Origin of the sequence: Amycolatopsis sp. NPDC051061, assembly GCF_040682935.1 — a bacterium.
Taxonomy (GTDB): Bacteria; Actinomycetota; Actinomycetes; order Mycobacteriales; family Pseudonocardiaceae; genus Amycolatopsis.
In genome coordinates, this window is sequence record NZ_JBFBBZ010000013.1 from 25,036 (window position 1) to 44,318 (window position 19,283).

The following is a 19,283-nucleotide window of genomic DNA, read 5'->3' on the forward strand; positions in this document are numbered from 1 at the left end:
AACAACGCCGCTGTGCCAAGGAGGAAGTGTGTCCGAAGCTCCCGTGCGGGTCGTGGTGATCGTGGGAAGCGTCCGGGAAGGACGGTTCGGCCCGGTGGTGGCGGACTGGCTGGCCGGCGTCGCGGGCGATCACGGCGGCTTCGAGGTCGACGTCGTCGACCTCGCCGAGTCCGGCCTCCCGATGGTGCTGCCGGCGTTCGGCTCGGTGCCGGCGGCGTCGATCGTGGCCGAAGTCGCGAAGGTGACACCGCGGCTCGAAGCGGCCGACGCGTTCATCGTGGTCACCCCGGAGTACAACCACAGCTACCCGGCTTCGCTGAAGAACGCGATCGACTGGCACCGCGCGGAGTGGACGGCCAAGCCGGTCGCGTTCGCCTCGTACGGCGGGATGTCGGGCGGCCTGCGCGCGGTCGAGCACCTGAGGGCGGTCTTCGCCGAGCTCCACGCGGTGACGATCCGCGAGACGGTCAGCTTCCACGGCGCCCACGCGCGCTTCGGCGCGGACGGGCAGCCGAAGGACGACGCGGCGGCGGTCGCGGCGAAGACGATGCTCGACCAGCTGGGCTGGTGGGCCCGGTCGCTGGCGGAGGCCCGGGAGGTCCGGCCGTATCCCGGAGCTTGACTTCGAGCCGGTTTGAAGGCCGACGCTGGCGGGCATGACGACGGAACAGCTGCTCGCCCGCGGTTACCGGGCCGACAAGGTGCTGCACGAGCTCGCCGACCTGGCCGCGGCCGTCGCGGAGGCGCGGCGGGTGCTCGCCCCCGGGGGCCGGGCCGCGGCCACCGCGCCGGAAGGTCCACAGTAGACAATCAGAGCGGGTCGCTCAGAACGCCTGGCACGTCTGGTACGGCAGCTGGACGTCCGTTCCGGCGAGCGAGATGGTGCCGTCGACCGCGTCGCTGCTCTGCGCCGCCAGCGCCGCGAACGCGGTGCAGACCAGCTGGTTGATCCCGACGCTGCCGATCGGCTTCAACGGGAACGAGAACGTGATCGCCGGCGGCGAGCCCGGGGCCAGCACGATCGGTCCGCTCCGGGCCGGCAGGGCTGTCACGTACCCGTCGGCCGCTTCGCCGGCGGTCGGCCCCGCCAGCAGCATCGACAGTGCCGTCTCGACACCCACGCTGCCGGTCGACCGCGTCACCGGGGCCACCCGCCCGTCGATGACGAAGTAGAGGGTCGCTTCGGCGCCGCGCCCGCTGCCGTCCGGGTTCCGCAGCGTCGGCGCCGGGCCGGCCGACACGACGCCCGTCGGCTTGACGCCGCACGCGCTCACCAGCACCAGCACGACCAGGACGAAGAGCTTCTTCACCGCGCCTCCCCGAACCGGGCTTCCCGGGGCAGACGCAGCTCGAACCTGGTGCCCGTCCCGGTGGTGGCCGCGAGGATGTCGCCGCCGTGCAGCCGCGCGTTCTCGCGCGCGATGGACAGCCCGAGCCCGCTGCCCTCGGACCGCGCCCGGGCCGTGTCCGCCTTGGCGAAGCGGTCGAAAACCCGGGGCAGCACTTCTGCCGGGATGCCCGGCCCGTGGTCGGTGATGGCCAGCACCACGTCGCCGCGCTCCGCCCGCAGCACCACCTCGACCGGGGGCGCGCCGTGCCGCAGCGCATTGCCGACGAGGTTCGCCACGACGATGTCGAGCCGCCGCCGGTCGAGCGCGGCCGTGATCCCGGACGGCAGGTCGGCGACCACGCCGGTGCCTTCGGAGCCGGGTTCCCAGCCGCGCGCGGCGAGGCTGTCGGTGACGGCGGCGGCGACGTCCAGCTCCTCCCGGCGCAGCTCCGCCCGGCCGGCGTCGAACCGGGAGATCTCGATCAGGTCCTGCACCAGGCGGGTCAGCCGTTTCGTCTCCGCCGACACCAGCCGCGCGGCGACCGCGGTGTCCGCCGGCAGCTGGCCGGCGTCCTCGTCGAGGACGTCGGTGACGGCGTTCATCGCGGCCAGCGGCGTCCGCAGCTCGTGCGAGACGTCGGCGACGAACCGCCGCGCGTCGGCCTCCATCGCGCGCAGCGTGCCGACCGTGCGCTCCAGCTCCGCCGCGGTGTGGTTGAACGTCGTGACCAGCTCGGCGAGCTCGTCGGAGCCCTTGACGCGCAGCCGCACGTCGAGCCGACCGCGGCCGAGCTGGTTCGCCGCGGTGTTCAGCGCGCGGACCGGCCGCAGCACCTGCCGCGCGGCCAGCAGGGCCACCGCCACCGCGAACGGCAGCGCGAGCGCGGAGACCAGCCAGGCCTGGCGCGCCAATTCGTCGATCGCGGCCTGCTGCTGGTCCAGCGACGCCATCGCGTAGACCTCGAGGCCGCTCGTCGCGCCCGACCCGGTCTGCACCGGGATCCCGACGAAGAACCACGGGTACCCCTGGGCGTCGACCCGCTCGAACTGGATCTTCGTGCCGGTCGCCACGGCATGGCGCAGCTCAGTGGGCACCTGGTCCAGCGACAGGCTGGAAGAAGAGTGCAGGTCGCGGTAGACGACCAGCGCGCCGCTGGGCTTGAGCGCGCTCGCGAACGCGTCGAGCGTGGCCTGCGACGGCGGCAGCGACACGGTCGGCAGGTACGCGACGATCTGGTCGCGCAGCTTCAGCATCGTCTGGTCCTGGATGCCCTCGAGGATGGCGTTGCGCGCGGAGACGTAGCTCGCCCCGGCCGCGGCGGTGGCGCCGAGGATCATGATGACCGCGAAGGCGGCGACCAGCCGGGGCCGCAGCCCGGCGAGCCACGAGCGGACCTGCCGGATCACGACCGGCCGAACCGGTAGCCGAACCCCCGGACCGTCTGCACGTGCTCCGGCTTCGCCGGCACGTCTTCGATCTTCGAGCGCAGCCGCTGCACGCACGCGTCGACCAGCCGCGAGTCGCCGAGGTAGTCGTGGTCCCAGACGGCGGCGAGGATCTGCTGGCGGCTGAACACCTGCCCGGGCGTGCGCGAGAGCTCCAGGAGCAGCTTCAGCTCGGTCGGGGTCAGCGACACCGGGACGCCGCGCTTGGTCACCTCGAGCCCGGCCCGGTCGATCACCAGGTCGCCGTGGCGTTCCCGGGGCTCCGGCTGCTCGCCCGGCCGCTCCCCGGGCCGCTCGGTGACGGCCCGGCGCAGCACGGCCCGGATCCGCGCGTCGAGCACGCGGGGTTCGACCGGCTTGGCGACGTAGTCGTCCGCGCCCGCTTCGAGCCCGGCCACGACGTCGAAGTCGTCGCTGCGCGCGGTGAGCATGATGATCGGGATCGGTCCCGACGCGCGCATCCGGCGGCACGTCTCGAAGCCGTCCATGCCGGGCAGCATGAGGTCGAGCACGACGATGTCGGGGTGCCGGCGCACGAGCACCTCGATGCCGAGCTCACCCGACTCCGCGGTGTGCACCACGTGTCCCTGCCGGCGCAGGGCCAGTTGCAGACCTTCCCGGACCGCCGCGTCGTCCTCTACCACCAGTACCTCGGCCACGGCGCCATTATTCGGAAAACCGCACGTCGTGGCGACCCGGGCGGATCTTGTAGCGAAACCATGACATCGCCCTGACGGGATCTCGAAATCCCGGAGCCAGACTCGAAGACATGGCAGTGATCATCTCCGAGGTTCGCCCCAGCACCCCGCCGGCCGGGCGCCACGCGCTCGTGACCCGGGCCGTGTCCCGCACCGCCGTGCTCGCGGCGAGCGCGGCCGGGTTCGCCCTCGCCTTCGTCGCGGCCTACCTGCTCTTCGTCCGCACCGAGGCCGGCCGCGGGGTCGAGAACGGCGTCGTCCGCAGTGCCCAGTCCGCGGGGACGACGGTGGCGTGGGCGGACCCGCTGCGCGACGCCGACCTGGTGGTCGTGCTCGGCGGCGTCGCGGTGCTGCTGGTGGTGATCGCCCTGGCCCGGCGGCGGTTCGCACTCGGCGTGACGGCCCTGCTGATGCTCGCCGCGCCGCTGATGGTGGCGCAGCTGCTCAAGCTGTACGTCCTGGACCGCCCGGCGACGGGCGACCGGCTCGGCGTCGCGAGCCACAACAGCTTCCCCAGCGGGCACGTCAGCGCGGCGATGGCCGTGCTGGTGGCGCTCGCGATCGTCCTGCCGCGCCGCTTCCGCCCCCAGGCCCTGGTGGCCGGCGGGGTCGGCGTCGCCTGGGTCTCGGCCGCGGCCGTAGCCCTGGGCTGGCACCGGTTGAGCGACACCGTCGGCGGCTGTCTCCTGGTCGCCGCGGTCACCTGCGCCGGGGCGGCGGTGGTGTCCGCCCGCCGCCCCGACGGTGACCGGGTGCCGCCGGTGCCGGTGCTCTGCGGCTTGCTGGCGCCGGTCGCCCTGGTGCTGGCCGGCTACCTGGTCCTCGGGACGGCGACGTCCGGCGCCGCCCAGTTCGTCGCCGCGATGGTGCTCGCCGCGCTGTCGGCGATGGCGGTGGTGCTGCTGCTCCTGGCACCGTTGAGGCGGGTGGCGTTCGACCCGGCGGAGGTCCGGGTCCGACGGCTCCGGCGCCGCTGACCGGGCCGGCTCGGGTGCCTGCGCGGTCCGTCGGCGAACCTGGACAGTCGGCTCGCGTATCCGGACAGTCGGCTCGCGTGCCTGGAGGGTCGGCTGGCGTGCCTGGACGGACGGCTCGCGTGATTGCCGGGTCGACTCGCGTGATTCGAGGGTCGACACGGGTCGCGGTGGGCCAGTTTCGGGGGATTGGACCGCGACAGCGCCGGTCGCGGGGCCTAGCGTCGGTGAGGTGCATCCGAGGCTTGCCGAAGACCTGAACTCCCTGCCCGAGCTGCTCGACGCCGCGCGGAAACTCGCCGGCGAAGCGCTGGCCGGGCTGCCCGAGCGGCCTGCCGCCGTCCCGCCTGGTGACCTGGTGCGGGCGCCGCTGCCACTCGACGGTGCCGGAGCCCGGGGCGCGCTGGAGGAGTTCTCGCAACGCTGGGAAGCCGGCTTCGCCGGCAGCGCCGGGCCTCGCTACCTCGGGTTCGTCACCGGTGGCGCGGCCCCGGCGTCGCTGGCCGGCGACTGGCTCACCTCCGCCTACGACCAGAACCCCGCCAGCGGCATGGACTCCTCGGCCCAGGACCTGGAGCGCGAGACGGTCGGCTGGCTGGCCGAGCTGTTCGGGCTCGGTGCGGAGTTCTCCGGCGCGTTCGTCACCGGCGCCACGATGTCCACGGTCACCGGCCTCGCCATCGCCCGCGAATGGCTCGGCGAGCGCGCCGGGATCTCGGTGTCCGACGACGGCGCCGCCGCGCTCGGCCCGGTCACCGTGCTGTCCGGCTCGCCGCATTCGAGCGTCCTGAAGGCGTTGTCGTTCCTCGGGATGGGCCGTTCGGCGCTGCGGAAGGTGCCGGTGCTGCCGGGCCGCGAAGCCGTCGACGTCGCCAAGCTGGCCGAAGCGCTCGAATCGCTCGACGGGCCGGCCGTCGTCGTCGCGAACGCGGGCACCGTGAACACCGTCGACTTCGACGACCTGCGCGCGATCGCCGCGCTCAAGCGGCGGTACGGCTTCTGGCTGCACGTCGACGCCGCGTTCGGCGGGTTCGCCGCGCTCGCGCCGGAGCACGCGGCGCTGACCGCGGGCCTCGACCAGGCCGACTCGGTGGTCGTCGACCTGCACAAGTGGCTCAACGTGCCCTACGACTCCGCCGTCCAGTTCACCCGCCGCCGCGACCTGCAGCTGCGCGTGTTCAGCAACAACGCGGCCTACCTGGGCGAGATCGGCGAAACCCCGGACTTCCTGCACCTCACGCCGGAGAACTCCCGGCGGCTGCGCGCCCTCCCGGCCTGGTTCTCCCTCGTCGCCTACGGCCGGGACGGGCACCGCGAGATCGTCGAGCGCTGCGTGTCGCTCGCCCGGGACCTCGGCACGCGGCTCGACGGCTCGCCTCACTGGCGGCTGCTCGCGCCGGTGCGGCTCAACGTCGTGTGCTTCGCCCCGGCCCAGGACGTCACCCAGGACCGGATCGACGCCCTCGTCCGCGCCATCGCCGAGGAGGGGACCACCTTCCTGACCCCGACCGTGTACGACGGCCGTCCCGGCCTGCGCGCGGCTTTCAGCAACTGGCGGACGACCCCCGCCGACGTCGACCGCGTCTTCGCCGTGCTCGAGCGCGTGGCCGCCGGCTAGCTGCGGTCCGACTTCGGCATCAGGTACTTCCACGGCGAGGCACCGGCGCCCAGCTCGCACGGCACGTGCACCAGCGCCGGCCGCCCCGCGGCGAACGCCTTGTCCAGCGCGCCGCGCAGGTCGTCCGGGGTGCGCGCGGTCAGGCCGAGCGCGCCGAAAGTCTCGGCGAGCCGGGCGAAGTCCGGGTTCCGCAGCCGCCCGCCCAGCGCGCGGCCCTCGAACAGCCGCTCCTGGTCGAGGTGGACGTTGCCGTAGTAGCCGTTGTCGAACACGACCGCCACCACGTTGAGGCCGTATTGGACGGCCGTGGCCAGTTCCTGTGCCGCGAACATGAAGCCGCCGTCCCCGGCCACGGAAACCACCGGGCGGCCGGGGAAGGCCGCTTGCACGCCGAGCGCCGTCGGGTAGCCGAAGCCGAGCGTGCCCTGGTGGCCGCACGTGACGAAGGTGCGCGGCGAGTAGACCTCGAACCCGAAGTAGGACGCGAAGCCGACCTGGCAGATCTCCTCGACGAAGAAGCCGTCGCGCGGCAGCACGTCCCGGATCGCCCGCAGGTACTCCAGTTCGGGTCCGACGTCGGTGAAGCGCTCGGCCACGGTCGCCTTCAGCGCGGCGAACTCCTCGGTCCGATCCGTCCTTTGTGGACCTGCGGCCTCGGTGAGTGCCGCCGTGGCGTCGGCGGCGTCGGCGACGATCGCGACGTCCGCCGCCAGCCGGGTCGCCTGCCGGGGATCGATGTCGAGCAGGATCGTCTTCAACCCCGCGGGCTTCTCCGGCCAGCGGAACCAGGACAGCTCCATCCGCGAGCCGATGCCGATCACCACGTCGGTCTCCGCCCACCGCTCGAAGCCGGAGACGCAAGTGAAGCCGAGCGGGTGGTCGTCGCCCACGATGCCGCGCCCGCCGCGGAACGGCACCACCGGCGCCTGCAGCCGTTCGGCCAGCGCCCGGACCTCGGCGGCCGCGTGCCGGGCGCCGCCGCCCACCATGATCATCGGGTTCTTCGCGCCGTGCAGCAGTTCCGCCGCCTCGGCGAGGGCCGCCGGGTCGACGGCCGGGCGGGGCAGCGGCAGCGGGCCGGCCGCCTCGGCGGAAGCGCGCAGGCCCAGCACGTCCCACGGGACCGCCAGGGAAACCGGCCTCGGCCGCCCGCCCGCGGCTTCGCGGAAAGCGGTCGCCAGCGCGTCCGGGATCTCGACCGGGTGCTCGACCAGTGCCGACCACTTGGTCATCGTCCGCAGCGTGGCCAGCTGGTCGGGCATCTCGTGCAGGTGCCCGAGCCCGCGGCCGAGGTACGCGCGCGGGATTTCGCTGGTCAGGCAGAGCACCGGCGCGCTGGCTCCGTGCGCCGAGAGCATCGCCGCCGACGCGTTGAGGACCCCGGGGCCGGGCACCACGGTGTAGACGCCGGTGCGGCCGGTCGCCTGCGCGTACCCGAACGCCATGTAGGCCACGGTCTGCTCGTGCCGCGCGCCGATCACCCGGATGTGGTCGCCCGCACGGGCCAGGCTGTCGAACAGGTCGTAGGTCTGCACGCCGGGCAGCCCGAAGACGGTGTCGACGCCGTGGGCCCGCAGCCCGTCGACGATCAGGTCGGCCGCGGTGGGGGCGGGCGGGGGAATCGGCATCGGCACGGCCTCCTGGGCGTCGTCCGTCGGGAGGACCATATATGGTTTCCTACATGATCAGCGCGTCCTCGGGAAGACCGGTCACGAAGTCCCAGCTGGCCTACGAGACGATCAAAGCCAGGATCCTCGACGGCCGCTACGGACCCGGGTACCGGCTGGTGCTCGACCAGATCGGTCGCGAGCTCGAGGTCAGCGCGGTGCCGGTCCGCGAGGCCCTGCGCCGGCTCGAGGCCGAGGAGCTGATCCAGTTCGAGCGGAACGTCGGTGCCCGGGTGGTGGCCATCGACCCGACGGAGTACCGGCACGCGATGCAGACGGTGGCGATCGTCGAAGGCGCGGCCACCGGGCTCGCCGCACCGCTGCTGACGCCTTCGGCACTGGCGCTGGCCCGGTCGTTGAACGAGCGGATGCGGCGGAGCCTGGCCGAGTTCGATCCGCTGGCGTTCACCGCGCTGAACGCGGAGTTCCACGAGGTGTTGTTCAGCGCTTGCCCGAACCCGAACCTGGTCGACCTGGTGCAGCGGTGCTGGACCAGGCTGGCCGCGGTCCGCGACAGCACGTTCGCGTCCGTGCCGGGGCGGGCACCGGAGTCGGTGGAGGAGCACGAGCGGCTGCTCGCCCTGATCGAGGGCGGCGGCGATCCGGCGGAGGTCGAGCAGTTCGCGCGGGGGCATCGGTTGGCGACTTTGGAGGCCTATCTCGCGCGGGAGCGGTGAGGGGCCCCGGCGCCGAGAGGTGCGCAGGCACGGTGGGCTGCCGGGGTGAGGGTTGCCCGGGACGCCCGGGGAGTGTCAGGGTCGGGGATGCCGATCTTCTCCGCGCCGGATGGGACCGCGCTCGCCTTCCGCTTCTCCGGCTCCGGTGGTGAGCCTGTCGTCTGCCTGCCCGGGGGGCCCATGCGGGCCGGGACCTATCTGGGCGATCTCGGTGGGCTGGGGGCTCGGCGCCGTCTTGCCGTGCTGGACGCGCGGGGGACCGGGGCGTCCGAGGAACCCGCCGATCCGGCGACCTACCGGTGCGATCGGCAGGTCGAGGACGTCGAAGCGCTGCGCAAGCACCTCGGCCTCGAACGGCTCGACCTGGTGGGGCACTCCGCCGGGGCGAGTCTTGCCGTGCTCTACGCCGCCCGGTATCCCGGGCGGTTGCGGCGGCTCGCGCTCGTCGCGCCCAGCCCGCGGGCCGTCGGGTTGCAGCTGCCCGTGGCCGACCGGCGGCGGATCATGGCCCGGCGGGCCGGCGCGCCCTGGTTCGCCGCCGCCGCCGCGGCCTACGAGGCGATCGCCGCCAGGACCGCGACCAGTGCCGACTGGGCCGCCATCGCCCCGATGTACTACGGCCGCTGGGACGACGCCGCCCGGCGGCACCAGGCCGCCGAGCCCGGTCAGCGCAACGGCGCCGCCGCGCGCGTCTACAACTCCGACGGCGCCTTCGAACCCGAGCTCACCCGGGCCGCGCTCGATGCCGTCGACGTTCCCGTGCTGGTGCTGGCCGGTGAGCTGGACTGGATCGCCAGCCCGGGCGTCGCGGACGAGTTCGCCTCGCTGTTCCCGGACGCGCGGGTCGTCGTCCTGCCCGGTGCCGCGCACTATCCCTGGCTGGACGACGCGGCTGCGTTCGTCTCAGCCGTGGCGGGCTTCCTGGCCTGACGCCGGGTTCCGGCGCGGCTTGATGCGGACCGCCGGCAGCTCCGGCGCCGGCAGCCGCCCCGGAGTGCCCGTGTAGCCGGTGACGCTGCCGAACTGGTCGGACTCCGCCTGCCACGCTTCGCGGAAGGCCGCGATCTCCTCGTGAGTGCGGCCGACGAAGTTCCACCACATCAAGATCTCTTCGTCGAACGGGGTCCCGCCCAGCAGGAGGAACCGGGCCGGCGCCGAGCCCCGGTTGCTCAACGTCAGGGAGCGCACGCCGGTGCCGACGTAGCCCAGCTCGGCCGCGCGGACGCGGGTGCCCGCGACGACGACGTCGCCGCTGTCGACCAGGACGCCGTGCTCGAAGCGGGGGTCGACGCCGAGGGACATGTGGGCGTCCGGGCCGAGCACGATCTCCGCGCCCAGGAGCGGGGTGAACGTCGGGATCGGGGACGTCCGCCCGGCCAGCGACCCCAGGAACACCCGGATCTCGGCGCCCTCGATCCGGTTCACCGACGGCACGTAGTGGTCGAAGGCGCGGGCCGTGTGCCGGTGCCGCTCGGGCAGCGCCACCCAGAGCTGGACGCCGTGGAGCGTCTTCGCGGCCGCGGTCGAGACCTCCGAGTGGCAGATGCCGTGGCCGCCGGTCATCAGGTTCAGCTCGCCGGCGCGGACCATCGCGTGCGTGCCCAGGCTGTCGCGGTGCTCGATTTCGCCGGCGAACAGCCAGCTCACCGTCTGCAGGCCGGTGTGCGGGTGCGGGGCGACGTCCATCGCGCCGGTGACCTCGGTCGGGCCGTAGTGGTCGGCGAAGCACCAGGCGCCGATCAGCGAGCGGGACCGCTGGGGGAGCGTCCGCCGGACCCGCATCGCCCGCGGGCCGCCCAGGGGAACCTCGCGCGGGGTGAGGATCTCGACGGCCGGGTGCTCGGGGTCGGCAGTCGCGGGCCGGTCGCCGCAGGCGAGCTCGGCGGGGGCGGCCTCGGTGTTGCTCATGTCCGCCACGGTAGTCGCGTTGCCGGCGGAGGCTCGGGTGCCGGGTGACCGGGCCCGGGCGGGCGGGATCGGCTGTGGTGGCGGGCGCGCGGGCTTCGGGCAGCGAGGGTGGCGGGGGCGCCGGTGGGCTGGGCGGCGCACGGCTCGGCCGCGGTGGACTGCGCGCGCCAGGCGTGGACGGCCCCGGTCCGGGCGGGCCGGGCCTCGGTTTGGGGGCGGCCAAGGGTGGGCTGAGCCTCCTGAACTGGGCCGACCCAGGGCCACCGGCGACCGGATGGCCGCCGGGTGGCGACCGCGACTGCCGGGTCGGATGGCGCCGGTGGACCCGACCGGCTTGTGGCGGGCCGGACTGGATCGGGCCGCGTGGTGCGGTGGCGGCCGGGTTCGCTTTGTGGAGTTGTCAACCTTCGCGCCGCCGGGTCAGGCGGCGTGGTGCTGCTGCCGCGCCGTGACGATCGCCTGGCCGGCGGCCGTCAGGATCGCCGGGACCAGCTCGCCCGGCAGGCCGGGGCGGGCCGCGCGGAGCAGGCCCTGGTGGGCCAGCGTGTGGGCCGCGAACTGGTCGCCGCACGACAGGCCGTCGATGAACAGGTCGGGCTCGCTGCTGCAGGACACCGAGCCGCGGCCCGCGCCGACCGCTCGCAGCATCGCCAGCATCCGGTGGTTCACCAGGGGGCGCACGGCCGGTGTTCCGGTCTTTTCGTTCCTGTTCATCTCGGTCCCTCCCGCTCGTGGTTCGACCTCGTCCTGCTGATGCGTCGAACCAGCTGACGGGATTTCGACAGCACATCCGGAACCGGCCCGGCCAGAAGCGTCCGTCCATCGTCACCGCCGCCGGTCGAGCCCGGGTCGACTCCCCGTCAACGAGCGTTCGGGCCCCGGCCGCGACCGGATGGGCTCAGAACGGAGGCGACCCGGAAACCGCCGGCTCCGGTGTCCACGAACTGGTCGCCTCGCCGCCGGCGGCCCGGCTGAGCCGGGTCACCTTCGCCGTGGCGTACCGCAGGGCCGGGCCGATCTCGTCGACGTCCAGTTCCGTCACGGTGCGCTTCTCACCCTCCTTCGTGTCGTACGACCGCTGTCTCAGCCGGCCTTGGACGACCACGCGGGCGCCGCGCCCGAGGGACTCCGCGACGTTCTCCGCGTACTGCCGCCACAGGCTGCAGCGCAGGAACATCGCCTCGCCGTCGCGCCAGGCGCCGGACTCGCGGTCGAACGTGCGCGGCGTGGACGCGACCGTGAAGTTCGCGACCGCGGCGCCGGACGGGGTGAACCGCAGCTCGGGGTCGGTCGTCAGGTTGCCGATCACGGTGACCAGCGTTTCGCCTGCCATCGGACTCCTCCTTCTCCTGCCGGTGCGGGGTGCACCGCTCTCGCCGACGAGGAGAGCACGGGGGTCCGACAGTTCCGGGCCGGGCGACGAGATGCCGACACCCGGCCGGGCTGGTTTCCTGCCGTCATGCCGACGGCGTTCCGGAAGGAGCCGGCCACGCTCGCCCACCGGCTGGCGGACCTGTGCGCGCTGGTCGCGAGCACGTTCGAAGAGGCCCCGCGTTGCCTGCTCGAAAGTGACCACACGCTGGGCGGACGGGTGCGGGAAGACGCTGCCGCGCTCGGGGCCGCGTGCGAGGACCAGGCGTGTGCGCTGCCGGCGCTGCACACGCCGCGGGCGGAGGACGTGAAAGCGGTGACCGCCGCCGTCCACGCCGCCGCGGATCTCACTCGGATGGGTGGTCTTGCGCGGGAGGTCGCGGAGCCGTGGCGGGTGCCGGTGGAGGTGCGGCCCGCGCTCGGGCGGCTGGGCGGCCACGCGGTGGCCGCCGCCCGGGCTCTCCGGCAGCTGCTCGCCGGAGTAAGGGGGCGCCGGGTTGGACGACGCTGTCGCGCGCGCCGGGGTTGCCGAGCGGGAGCTGCGCGAGGAGGCGGGTCGGTACGGGACCGGCTCCGCGGCCGACGTGGTGCTGCTCGCGGCGGTCCACGGGCAGTTCGCCCGGGATTCGGCCTTGATCGCGCGCCGCGCCGCGGGGTTCGTGGCGGTGGGGGCTTGACCGCGAAAGCCGGCTATGTGTGGTTTGCCCCGATAAGTCCGAAAAGGACAGAGCGGCTCCCGACGCCCGAGGCCGGTCGGCGACCCGCGCGGATCCGGCGCTCGAACGTCAGCTGCGTCAGCTGCCCTGCTGGGGGAACTGGCCCTGCTGCGGGTACTGCTGCTGAGCACCCTGCGACGGGTGCTGCGGCTGCGGGAACCCCTGCGGCTGGGACGGGTGCGGCGACTGCTGGAAGCCCTGCGGCGCCCCCTGCTGCGGGAAGCCCTGCGACGGCGGCTGCTGCGGGTACCCGCCGGACTGCTGCTGCGGGTATCCCGGCGCCGGAGCCTGCTCCTCCTGCGCCTGCAGGCGGACGGCGTCTTCCTTCGTGATCCGGTTCTCGATCCCGCAGAACGTGCACTGCGCGGAGTACTTCACGCTGATCGGGAAGAGCGGGATGAAGAAGAGGGTGAACTTCGTGACCGCCTTGCGCACCGCGTGCGAGGCGGGGTTGCCGCAGCGGCCGCACAGGAAGGTCGTCATCGCCAGCACGTAGATCCGTGTCCGCCAGCCCCAGATCAGCATCGGTACTTCTTTCTCCCGGGTCTTCAGTTCGCCGCGGAGCCTCGCACACCGGCGCGCCACCGCGTGGCGGTTTCGCCGAACTCGGGGACTAGATTGTGATCATGCCGAGCGATTTCGCCCTCAAGACCATGAACGCCGTGCACCGCGGCCTGATCAAGCTCACCGGCGGAAAGGTGGGCTGGCACGCCGCCATGCCCGTCCTGGAGCTCACCACGACCGGCCGCAAGAGCGGGCAGCCGCGGTCGGTGCTGCTGACCTCGCCGCACCAGGACGGCGACACGCTGGTCGTCGTGGCTTCGCGCGGCGGGGACGACACGCACCCCGCGTGGTTCCTCAACCTGCGCGACAACCCCGAGGTCGAGGTTTCGCTCAAGGGCGCGCCGAAGCGGCCGATGCACGCGCGGGTCGCCGACGCCGAGGAGCGCGCGAAGCTCTGGCCGAAGATCTCCGGCGACTTCAAGAACTACGCGCAGTACCAGACGAAGACCGAGCGCGAGATCCCGCTCGTCTTCCTCGAGCCGCGCTAGCTCCGCGCCGTCAGGTAGCCCGGGTCCGGGCCGGGGATCCGCTGGTCCGGCACGCCCGCGAGCAACTGGCTCATCGCGTGGAAGTACGGCGGCGCGGCGACCGTGCCGCCGAACGCGCCGTGGCCGCAGTTCCCCAGGTGCACCGGGGTGCCCGGGCAGATTTCGCGGGGTCGCGGGCCGTCGGCGAAGACCATCGACGAGACCGCGTACCCGTCGACGCCGCCGACGAACGCCACGGACTCGCTCTGCTGCGTCGTGCCCGTCTTGCCGATGTCGGGGCGGGTCCAGCCGGCCGCGTGGGCGGCTTGGGCCGACGTGCCGTCCGTCGTGTCCTTGCTCAGGCCCGCTTCGAGGGTGTTCGCCACGCCGGCCGGGATGACCTGCTCGCACGCCTGCTGCCGCACCGGGACGGCGGTCCCGTTCCGGTCGGTCACCGAGAGGATCGGGTTCGGCGGGCACCAGACACCGCCGCTCATCAGCGTCGCCGAGACGTTCGCCATCTCCAGCGGGCTGACCGGGCTGTTGCCGAGGGTGAACGAGAGCAGGTTCCGGAAGTACTGCGACTGCGGCTCGTTGTACTGCGGGTTGCCCGAAGCGGGGTTCGGCGTGGCCCCGGCGTCGTTGGTCGCGAGGGTGTTCCGCAGCCCCAGCTTGTACGCCATGTCGAGCACTGCCGGCATCCCGACCTGGCTCTCGAGCCCGACGAAGGCGACGTTCGGCGACGTCGCGAGCCCGTCGGCGAGGCTGATCGGGTCGGCGTAGTGGCCGTCGTTGTGGACGGTGTAGCACGCCGTGTGCGCGTTGGCGTTCGGCGGCGTGAAGCACTGGCTGTCCGGGTTGGGCAGCGGCGTCTCCAGGCCCGCCTTGCTGGTGACGAGCGCCGCGGCCGAGGTGAAGATCTTGAACGACGAGCCCGCGCCGAACTCGTTGCTCGCGTCCGCGACGATGTCCGTGGACGTCTCGCCGCGCGCCGGATCCGTGCCGTAGTTCCGGTTCGCGACCATGGCGAGCACCTGGTGGCCGGTCGAACCCGGCTGCACGACGGCGAAGGTGTTCGCCACGCCGTCCTGGGTGGTCGGGACGTTCGCGTCGACGGCGTCCTTCGTCACCTGCGCGACGCGCGGGTCGAGGGTCGTCTTGATCGTGTAGCCGCCGGTGGCGAGCCGGTCCACGGTGAACCCGGCGCGCACGAGGTAGGTTTCCGCGTAGGCGCAGAAGAACCCCGCGTCGGGTGCCGCGCCCATGCACGTCCCGGACGGCGTCACCGGGCCGTCCGGCAGCAGCCCGAGCGGCGCCGCTTTCGCCGTCGCCGCGTAGGACGCCGGGAGGGAGCGGTTGGTCACCATGGCGTCGATGACGAGGTTGCGGCGTTGCAGCGCTTTGTCCGGGTGCGTGTACGGGTTGTAGACGCTGGGGTTGTTCACCATTCCGGCGAGCAACGCCGCCTGCGGCACGGTCAGTTTGTCCGCCGTCGTCCCGAAATAGGCTTTCGCCGCGGCGCCGACCCCGTACACGGTTCCGCTGAATTCGACCACGTTGAGGTAATTCGCCAGAATGTCGTCCTTGCTCGTGGTGTCGTTGAGCTGGACGGCCATTTTCGCCTCACGCAGCTTGCGCGCGAGCGAGTCTTCGCGGTCTTCCTGCTGCGCGATCGGGTCGTTCCGGTCGACGACGTTCACGAGGTAGTTCTTGACGTACTGCTGCGTGATCGTCGACGCGCCCTGCAGCGAGCCGCCGGCGCTGTCGTTGACCGCCGCGCGGAGCATGCCCTGCACGTCGACGCCGCCTTCGGTGTAGAAGCGGCGGTCCTCGATCCCGATGATGGCCGCCTTCATCGTCGTCGCGATCCCGGCCGAATCCACCGGGAGGCGGTACTGCGCGTACAGCGTCGCGATCGGCGTGCCGTCCCGGTCGGTCACTGTGGTCGTCAGCGGCGGATCGGCCGCCGCCAGCTGAGCGGAAATCGCGTCCACCGAATCACTGACCTGATTCGACAACAGGCCCGCCCCGATGGCGGCCGGCGCCGCCGTTCCGGCCACGAGAATTCCGGCGAGCAGACACAATCCGACAAAGGGGACCACGCGCGGGCGACCATTCACGAATCCGAGATTAGACATCCGGGAATGAAGCTTCTGTTCGGTGAGAGATGTGCCTCACCGGGCCAACCTGCCGAGCAGTGCCGAAGCGACGGCGATCGCGCCGACGGTCGCCGCGGCCAGCACGCCGAAGTCGAGTCCCAGGTGCGACGGCGTGCCGATCAGCAGCCCGCGCAGCGCGTCGACCTGGTAGCTCAGCGGGTTGACGTGGCTGAGCACCTTCAGCCACGACGGCATCAGGTCCACCGGGTACAGAGCGTTCGAGCCGAAGAAGAGCGGCATCGTGATCGCCTGGCCGATGCCCATCAGCCGTTCGCGCGACAGCACGATCCCGGCGATCACGATGGACAGGCAGCAGAAGAACGCCGACCCGAGCACGAGCACGACGGCCATCGCGAGCAGCTTCAGCGGGTTCACGGTCAGCCCGACGCCGAGGATCGCCGCGAGGATCAGCACCATCAGGGCCTGCACGAGCGCGCGGACCCCGGCGGCGAACGCCTTCCCCGCGACGAGCGCGGCGCGCGGGGTCGGCGTCACCAGGAGCTTGGCGAGCACACCCGCGTCGCGTTCCCAGATGATCTGGATGCCGTAGAAGATCGAGATGAACAACGCCGACTGTGCGAGGATGCCGGGCGCCAGGTAGTCCAGGTACGGCGTCGAGCCGGTGGGGATCGCGCGCAGCCGGGTGAACGTCTCCCCGAAGATCAGCAGCCACAGCGCGGGCTGGATCGCCCGGGTGAGCAGCTCGGTCTGGTCGCGGCGCAGCTTCTGCAGTTCCACCAGGCACATCGCGCCGACGCGGGCGGCGAGGATGCGCACCTGGCGCAGCGGACCGGGGTCAGCCGAGACGGCGGGCGGTGCGGCGAGCGGCACGGACACTGCGGATCCCTCCTTCGTCGGTTTCGAGGCGGTCGCCGGTGACCGCGCGGAACACGTCGTCCAATGTGGACCCCGGGCCGAGGTCGGTCTCGAGCTCGGCGGGGGTGCCCAGCGCCCGGATCCGGCCGGTGTGCATGAGCGCGACGCGGTCGCAGTACTGCTCGGCCTCGTCCATGTAGTGCGTGGTGACGAGCACGGTCATGCCGGTGTCGGTGCGGATCTGCGTGATCCGCTCCCACACCGCCGAGCGGGCGACCGGGTCGAGCCCGATCGTCGGTTCGTCGAGGATCAGCAGCCGCGGCGAGCTGACCAGGGCCTGGGCGAGCTCGAGCCGGCGGATCATGCCGCCGGAGTAGCCCTTCGCGACGCGATCGGCTTCGTCGGCCAGCCCGACGAGGTCCAGGGCGCGCCGCACCTCGCCGGCTCGCCGGGCGCGCGGCACGTCGAAGAGCCGCGCGAACAACGCGACGTTCTCGCGCCCGGTCAGCGCGCCGTCGGCCGACAGCTGCTGCGGGACATAGCCGATGAGCCGCCGCACGGCCATCCGGCGGCGCGCGACGTCGACGCCGAAGACGGTGATGTGTTCCGGGGAGGCGGGCAGCAGCGTCGTGATCATGCGCAGCGTCGTCGTCTTGCCGGCGCCGTTCGGGCCGAGCAGGCCGAACACCTCGCCGGGCAGGATCTCCAGGTCGACGCCGTCCACCGCGCGGGTCGTCCCGAACGAGTGGCTGAGGCCGGTGCAGCGCACCGCGGGTTCGGTCATGGCTGCTCCTTCAGGATGCCCATGAGTTTTTCGAGCGCCGGCAACGCGTGTTCGATCGCCGTCGTGTCCTCTTCGGACAGTCCGGTGAGCGCTTCGGCCACGAGCCCGGTCCGAGCGCGCCGCCACGACGTCATCCGGTCGCGCGCGCCGTCGGTGATCTCCAGGCGGGCCGCGCGCCGGTCGGCGGGGTCGGCCTCCCGGCGCAGCAGGCCGGCGTCGACGAGCTGGTTGACCAGGGTGCTGACCGAGTTGGCGGCCAGGTGCAGTTCGCGCGCGGCCGCGGCGACGCCGACGCCGGGGTGGTCGGCCACCACGCGCAGGACCTCGACCTGCGCGCCGGGCAGTGGGAAGCCGGGTATTTCGGCGCGCACGCGGCGGCGCACGACCCGGCGGATCCCCAGGACGGTGCCGAGCAACCGGTCGGCGAGTTCGGTCATGCCGCCAAAGTAGCTCTGACTCAGATCTATTAGCAATGCTAAATGTCTGGTACGGGAGAAATGGGCGGAAAATCAGTCCGGCAGGCGCGCGGCTTCGGCGAGGGCCAGCTCGAGCAGGCCGGGGAAGCGGGCGTCGAACTCCTCGCGGCGCAACGCGTTCAGCCGATGCGTGCCGCTGTCCCACTGCTTCAGCAGGCCGGCCGCGCGGAGGATCTTGAAGTGGCGGGACGCCGCGGGCTTGCTGACCGGCGGCATGATCGCGCCGCACGACTGGCCGGGTTCCCGCGCGAGCGCGGCGACCATGGCCAGCCGGTGCGGGTCGCGCAGCGCTTCCAGGGCCTCGGGGAACGAGACGTCCGCGAGGGCCGGGTGCTCCAAGGGGGTCGCGGTGCGGCTGGCCATGGTCCGAGTATCCCTGGTTGCCGGGACCCGGGCGGCTGTGCCATGGTCGATGTTAGTCAATCGGTTAACATGAGGGAGTTCAGCGGTGCGCGTCTACCGTCCCGAATCCGGAAGTCTCGTCCAGCGCGAAGAGCCCGTGCCCGAGCCGCAGCGCGGAGAGGTGCTCGTCCGGGTCCGGGCGACGTCGCTGAACTACCGGGACCTGCTCATCCTCGACGGCGACCACCTCACCAACGGCCCCGGGAAGCTGATCCCGGTGTCCGACGCCGCGGGCGAAGTCGCCGCGGTCGGCGACGGTGTGACGCGCTTCGCGGTCGGCGATCGCGTGCTCGACGCCTTCCACTCGAACTGGATCGCCGGACGGCTGCCCGACACCCTGATCGGCTACGGGAACGGCCAGGACGGCTGGCTCGCGGAGTACCGCACCGTCGGGGAGCACGCGCTCGTCGCGCTGCCGGATTCCCTGAGCTGCGAACAGGGCGCGACGCTGCCGTGCGCCGCGGTCACCGTGTGGACGTCGCTCGCCGGCGTGCGCCCGGGTGACGTCGTGCTCACCCTCGGCACCGGCGGCGTGTCGCTGTTCGCGCTGCAGCTCGCCAAGCAGCACGGCGCGCGGGTCGTCGCGACGACGTCGAGCGCCGGGAAGGCGGCCAAGCTGACCGAACTCGGCGCGGACGTCGTCATCGACTACACCGAGACGCCGGAGTGGGGCAAGGCCGTCCTCGACGCGACGGACGGCCGCGGCGCGGACCGGATCGTCGAGGTCGGCGGGCCCGGCACGTTCGCGCAGTCGCTCGTCGCGGCCGGAACGCACCACGCCGACATCGCGCTCGTCGGGTTCGTCGGCGCCGGGGGAACGCCGGTGGACTTCATGGACCTCTTCCGCAGCGGCGCGAGCATCCGGAAGATCTGGGTCGGCAGCCGCGAGGACACCGAGGACCTCGTCCGGTGGCTCGCCGTGCGCCCGCTCGAACCGGTCGTCGACGGCGTCTTCCCGTTCGACGACGCCGGCGCGGCGTTCGAGCGGTTCCGGAGCCGGCGGAACCTCGGCAAGGTGGTCGTCTCCGCGCCGTGAGGCGAAAGGGATACCGCTGATCGGCTGAACCTGACTCCGAGTGACCGTTCGGCGGCGAAGTGCTGCCGTTCGCCGCGTGATCGCGGGGTTCCGGACCGGAACCGGCGGCCGCGGGCGCATGCTGTCCCTTCCGACCCCGCGTCCCCGCGCCTGACGTCCACTGTGGACATTGCC

Annotated in this window: 22 protein-coding genes; 9 read left to right on the top strand and 13 right to left on the bottom strand. The window is 72.8% G+C overall.

Going from position 1 to position 19,283, the window contains the following annotated elements; all coding sequences use genetic code 11:
- Positions 1 to 28: 28 nt before the first annotated feature.
- Together AB0N03_RS19170 and AB0N03_RS19175 are read left to right on the top strand one after the other, a co-directional pair.
- On the top strand, positions 29 to 622 hold the full coding sequence (locus AB0N03_RS19170; protein WP_364373065.1) for an NAD(P)H-dependent oxidoreductase: 594 nt from the start codon (positions 29 to 31) through the stop codon (positions 620 to 622).
- 34 nt (positions 623 to 656) lie between these two features.
- Positions 657 to 806 (top strand): methyltransferase domain-containing protein, encoded by a 150-nt coding sequence (locus AB0N03_RS19175; protein ID WP_364373068.1) that lies wholly within the window; start codon positions 657 to 659, stop codon positions 804 to 806.
- 18 nt (positions 807 to 824) lie between these two features.
- Here AB0N03_RS19175 and AB0N03_RS19180 read toward each other — a convergent pair whose 3' ends face one another.
- From AB0N03_RS19180 to AB0N03_RS19190, 3 genes are read right to left on the bottom strand one after another with little or no spacing between them, the layout of a single operon-like run.
- On the bottom strand, positions 825 to 1,310 hold the full coding sequence (locus AB0N03_RS19180) for a hypothetical protein (protein ID WP_364373070.1): 486 nt from the start codon (positions 1,308 to 1,310) through the stop codon (positions 825 to 827).
- Complete coding sequence (locus AB0N03_RS19185) at positions 1,307 to 2,737, bottom strand: HAMP domain-containing sensor histidine kinase (protein WP_364373073.1); 1,431 nt, start codon at positions 2,735 to 2,737, stop codon at positions 1,307 to 1,309. Before AB0N03_RS19185 ends, AB0N03_RS19180 begins: the two co-directional genes overlap by 4 nt.
- Positions 2,734 to 3,435, bottom strand: coding sequence for a response regulator transcription factor (locus AB0N03_RS19190; RefSeq protein WP_364373075.1), 702 nt, complete (start codon positions 3,433 to 3,435; stop codon positions 2,734 to 2,736). Before AB0N03_RS19190 ends, AB0N03_RS19185 begins: the two co-directional genes overlap by 4 nt.
- Positions 3,436 to 3,551: 116 nt before the next feature.
- Between AB0N03_RS19190 and AB0N03_RS19195 the strand changes: the two genes are divergently transcribed.
- On the top strand, positions 3,552 to 4,451 hold the full coding sequence (locus AB0N03_RS19195) for a phosphatase PAP2 family protein (RefSeq protein ID WP_364373591.1): 900 nt from the start codon (positions 3,552 to 3,554) through the stop codon (positions 4,449 to 4,451).
- A 229-nt stretch (positions 4,452 to 4,680) separates the two neighbouring features.
- On the top strand, positions 4,681 to 6,066 hold the full coding sequence (locus tag AB0N03_RS19200; RefSeq protein WP_364373078.1) for a pyridoxal-dependent decarboxylase: 1,386 nt from the start codon (positions 4,681 to 4,683) through the stop codon (positions 6,064 to 6,066).
- Here AB0N03_RS19200 and AB0N03_RS19205 read toward each other — a convergent pair.
- On the bottom strand, positions 6,063 to 7,733 hold the full coding sequence (locus tag AB0N03_RS19205; RefSeq protein WP_364373081.1) for a thiamine pyrophosphate-dependent enzyme: 1,671 nt from the start codon (positions 7,731 to 7,733) through the stop codon (positions 6,063 to 6,065). The two genes, AB0N03_RS19200 and AB0N03_RS19205, sit on opposite strands and share 4 nt — an antisense overlap.
- A 2-nt stretch (positions 7,734 to 7,735) precedes the next feature.
- Between AB0N03_RS19205 and AB0N03_RS19210 the strand changes: the two genes are divergently transcribed.
- Positions 7,736 to 8,410: a GntR family transcriptional regulator gene (locus AB0N03_RS19210; protein ID WP_364373084.1), complete on the top strand. Its 675-nt coding sequence runs from the start codon at positions 7,736 to 7,738 to the stop codon at positions 8,408 to 8,410.
- Positions 8,411 to 8,497: 87 nt separating this feature from the next.
- Positions 8,498 to 9,340, top strand: a complete 843-nt coding sequence (locus tag AB0N03_RS19215) for an alpha/beta hydrolase (RefSeq protein ID WP_364373087.1) — start codon at positions 8,498 to 8,500, stop codon at positions 9,338 to 9,340.
- On the opposite strand, the gene AB0N03_RS19220 is transcribed toward AB0N03_RS19215, so the two are convergent.
- The 3 genes from AB0N03_RS19220 to AB0N03_RS19230 all read right to left on the bottom strand — a co-directional run bounded on the left by AB0N03_RS19220 (position 9,314) and on the right by AB0N03_RS19230 (position 11,651).
- A complete protein-coding gene (locus AB0N03_RS19220; RefSeq protein WP_364373090.1) occupies positions 9,314 to 10,318 on the bottom strand; it encodes a pirin family protein in 1,005 nt (334 codons plus the stop codon). The two genes, AB0N03_RS19215 and AB0N03_RS19220, sit on opposite strands and share 27 nt — an antisense overlap.
- A 420-nt stretch (positions 10,319 to 10,738) precedes the next feature.
- Positions 10,739 to 11,032 (bottom strand): hypothetical protein, encoded by a 294-nt coding sequence (locus AB0N03_RS19225; RefSeq protein ID WP_364373093.1) that lies wholly within the window; start codon positions 11,030 to 11,032, stop codon positions 10,739 to 10,741.
- 184 nt (positions 11,033 to 11,216) lie between these two features.
- A complete protein-coding gene (locus AB0N03_RS19230) occupies positions 11,217 to 11,651 on the bottom strand; it encodes a single-stranded DNA-binding protein (RefSeq protein WP_364373096.1) in 435 nt (144 codons plus the stop codon).
- A gap of 535 nt (positions 11,652 to 12,186) precedes the next feature.
- Between AB0N03_RS19230 and AB0N03_RS19235 the strand changes: the two genes are divergently transcribed.
- On the top strand, positions 12,187 to 12,366 hold the full coding sequence (locus AB0N03_RS19235; RefSeq protein ID WP_364373099.1) for a hypothetical protein: 180 nt from the start codon (positions 12,187 to 12,189) through the stop codon (positions 12,364 to 12,366).
- Between the two features lie 117 nt (positions 12,367 to 12,483).
- On the opposite strand, the gene AB0N03_RS19240 is transcribed toward AB0N03_RS19235, so the two are convergent.
- Positions 12,484 to 12,930 (bottom strand): zinc-ribbon domain-containing protein, encoded by a 447-nt coding sequence (locus AB0N03_RS19240; protein ID WP_364373102.1) that lies wholly within the window; start codon positions 12,928 to 12,930, stop codon positions 12,484 to 12,486.
- Between the two features lie 101 nt (positions 12,931 to 13,031).
- On the opposite strand from AB0N03_RS19240, the gene AB0N03_RS19245 reads away from it, so the two are divergent.
- A complete protein-coding gene (locus AB0N03_RS19245) occupies positions 13,032 to 13,457 on the top strand; it encodes a nitroreductase/quinone reductase family protein (protein WP_364373105.1) in 426 nt (141 codons plus the stop codon).
- Here AB0N03_RS19245 and AB0N03_RS19250 read toward each other — a convergent pair.
- The 5 genes from AB0N03_RS19250 to AB0N03_RS19270 form a co-directional block, all read right to left on the bottom strand.
- Positions 13,454 to 15,496, bottom strand: a complete 2,043-nt coding sequence (locus AB0N03_RS19250; protein WP_364373108.1) for a transglycosylase domain-containing protein — start codon at positions 15,494 to 15,496, stop codon at positions 13,454 to 13,456. The two genes, AB0N03_RS19245 and AB0N03_RS19250, sit on opposite strands and share 4 nt — an antisense overlap.
- A 114-nt stretch (positions 15,497 to 15,610) precedes the next feature.
- Positions 15,611 to 16,432 (bottom strand): ABC transporter permease, encoded by an 822-nt coding sequence (locus AB0N03_RS19255; RefSeq protein WP_364373111.1) that lies wholly within the window; start codon positions 16,430 to 16,432, stop codon positions 15,611 to 15,613.
- Complete coding sequence (locus AB0N03_RS19260; protein WP_364373114.1) at positions 16,392 to 17,195, bottom strand: ATP-binding cassette domain-containing protein; 804 nt, start codon at positions 17,193 to 17,195, stop codon at positions 16,392 to 16,394. Before AB0N03_RS19260 ends, AB0N03_RS19255 begins: the two co-directional genes overlap by 41 nt.
- Positions 17,192 to 17,632 carry a MarR family transcriptional regulator gene (locus AB0N03_RS19265; protein ID WP_364373117.1) on the bottom strand — a complete coding sequence of 147 codons (441 nt, stop codon included), beginning with the start codon at positions 17,630 to 17,632 and terminating at the stop codon, positions 17,192 to 17,194. Before AB0N03_RS19265 ends, AB0N03_RS19260 begins: the two co-directional genes overlap by 4 nt.
- A 72-nt stretch (positions 17,633 to 17,704) precedes the next feature.
- Positions 17,705 to 18,034: a helix-turn-helix domain-containing protein gene (locus AB0N03_RS19270; RefSeq protein WP_364373120.1), complete on the bottom strand. Its 330-nt coding sequence runs from the start codon at positions 18,032 to 18,034 to the stop codon at positions 17,705 to 17,707.
- An 85-nt stretch (positions 18,035 to 18,119) separates the two neighbouring features.
- Between AB0N03_RS19270 and AB0N03_RS19275 the strand changes: the two genes are divergently transcribed.
- The gene (locus AB0N03_RS19275) at positions 18,120 to 19,109 is read left to right on the top strand and encodes an NAD(P)-dependent alcohol dehydrogenase (protein WP_364373123.1); all 990 of its coding nucleotides are present in this window, start codon (positions 18,120 to 18,122) and stop codon (positions 19,107 to 19,109) included.
- Positions 19,110 to 19,283: the final 174 nt, after the last annotated feature.